The organism is Pseudoalteromonas sp. TAE56 (assembly GCF_000497955.1).
In the GTDB taxonomy this organism is placed as follows: Bacteria; Pseudomonadota; Gammaproteobacteria; order Enterobacterales; family Alteromonadaceae; genus Pseudoalteromonas.
In genome coordinates, this window is sequence record NZ_AUTN01000006.1 from 1 (window position 1) to 2,308 (window position 2,308).

The 2,308-nt window shown below is 38.6% G+C and carries 1 protein-coding gene and 1 pseudogene; both read left to right on the forward strand.

Translation table 11 applies throughout. The features are described 5' to 3' along the window. The first annotated feature begins 579 nt into the window (after nt 1-579). Nucleotides 580-1,755 carry an exo-beta-N-acetylmuramidase NamZ family protein gene (locus L656_RS0100215; protein WP_024597673.1) on the forward strand — a complete coding sequence of 392 codons (1,176 nt, stop codon included), beginning with the start codon at nt 580-582 and terminating at the stop codon, nt 1,753-1,755. Between the two features lie 9 nt (nt 1,756-1,764). Continuing rightward, nucleotides 1,765-2,308 (forward strand): annotated as a pseudogene (locus L656_RS0100220) (penicillin binding protein PBP4B); the annotation flags it as partial.

Consider the following 2,308-nt stretch of genomic DNA (forward strand, 5'->3'; position numbering starts at 1 on the left):
AAACAAGCCGACATTAAGTCGGTTTTTTTGTGCCCGAAATAAAGTGAAATGTAGATTGATAACCTGTAGACGCTGAGCTTGCTCGCGTGGGAAGCGACAGCTTCTATTCCCCCTCAAAATATAATTTATAAGATTTTATTTGTTGGCAACGCCAGAAATAAGTAATTTATTCACAAAGAGGTTAAGAGGCGCTGCGCTTTTAGAGGTAGTAATAAAGCTAAGCTAAACTAATAAACTTGGGCTTATGTCTTCTCATTTACTTCTCTTTCGCTTCTCTTTGTGTAATAGATCTTTAAGTAGTTCATTGACCAAGAAATTAAATAACTAGAAGCGTTTAGCTCTAAGAAGGTTAAATACGGTCTTTAAGCTTAAAATGAGAGGTGGTATTTTCAAGTAAAACCAGCTCTAATCCTTAAATCCACACCCTGAGTTTATTTATCCGTTGTAGACGCTGAGCTTGCTAGCGTGAGAAGCGCCAGCTTCTAATCACAATATCTAAGCCCACTTAACCTTTTCTAAAGCTGCTCTTTAATGTTACCTATGTTATTTTAAACGCCTTGTTTAAAAGGATATTGCAGTATGTTTAAAACCCTATTTATTACGTTATTTTTTATTTTTAGCGCTATTTTTATTCCAAGCGTGCAAGCCAACGAAGCTAATAACTCTCTTGTGGTAGGTGCGCAGCAATACGCTAAATATTTACCGCAATTAAAAAATAAACGTGTAGGGCTAGTAGTCAATCAAACATCAATTATAGGGCAAACTCACTTAGTAGATGCTCTGCTGACTAAAAATATTAATATAACTAAAATTTTTGCACCTGAGCATGGCTTTCGCGGCGATCACGATGCAGGCGCGCATGTAAAAAATGCCGTTGATAGCAAAACCGGTATTCCGCTTATTTCTATTTATGGTAAAAATAAAAAACCAAGCCAAGCTGCTTTAGCCGATGTTGATGTCATTATTTTTGACATTCAAGATGTGGGAGTGCGCTTTTATACCTACATAAGCTCTATGCACTACATGATGGAAGCTGCTGCAGAGCAGAGGATAGAATTTTTAGTACTCGACAGACCCAACCCAAATATTGCCTACGTTGATGGACCAAGATTAGAGCCAGAATTTAAATCGTTTGTAGGCATGCACCCAATTCCTGTATTACACGGCATGACTGTTGGCGAACTTGCCAAAATGATCAAGGGTGAGGGCTGGATCAATAAAGCGCCCGATTTAAAATTAACTGTGATCCCTGTCGATCATTACACTCGCAAAAGTGCTTATAGTTTGCCTGTAAAACCTAGCCCTAATTTACCTAACGATCAGGCCATTGCACTTTATCCGTCGCTTTGCTTTTTTGAAGCAACGCCTATCAGTATTGGTAGAGGCACCGACTTTGCGTTTCAGGTAATTGGTTACTCGCCAATTACATTGGGCGATTTTAGTTTTACACCGCGCGCAATTAAAGGCGCTGCTTTAAACCCTAAATTTAAAAACCAAACCGTGCAAGGGCTCGATTTAAGACAAGCAAATATTACAGGTTTAAATTTAACTTACTTAATAAATGCGTACACGGATCTTAGTAAAAACAACATCTCGTTTTTTGAGCGCGCTGACTTTATGGATAAACTAGCGGGTACTAATAAATTGCGCTTAGCTATTGAAGCAGGGCAATCAGAAGCGCAAATAAAACAAAGTTGGCAGGCGGGGCTTGTGCAATTTAAAGCGCAAAGAGCGCCTTACTTGTTATATAAATAAGGGCTAAGCATGTTTATTGCTTTAAAAAATAAAAGGTGTAGTTATATAAAAAATGCATTTATAGCGGCGTTAAGCTTTATTATTGTGGGTTGTAGTACACCACCTGTGCCTATTAGCTCGGTGCTACCACTTACAAAAAGCCAACTTGTAGAGCTGCCTAATGCACAAGTGGTTGTAACGTTTCCTGAAGTAAATCCGAGTAGCCGGTTTTATGTAAATAACCGAGGAACGTTTAAAGCTTACAAAGGGCGCGGGCAATTATTAATACAAAACCACAACGCACAAAGCGCCGATATTTACATTAATAATCAAAAGCTCGACGTTAGCCAACTGAGCGCCAACACTCTATACAATTACAGTTTGGCAAAAAATACTCACAACGGTGTTAATACCTTTAAAGTTGAAAATATTCTCCCTGCTGGCGCAAGCTTAACACTGCGTTTTGCATTTCCTACTTTAAGTGATGAACCAAAAAAGCATATAGATTTTACTGAAGTAGACACATTAATTGAACGCGATGTAAAAGCAGGTTTTCCTGGGGCTGTATTGGCTG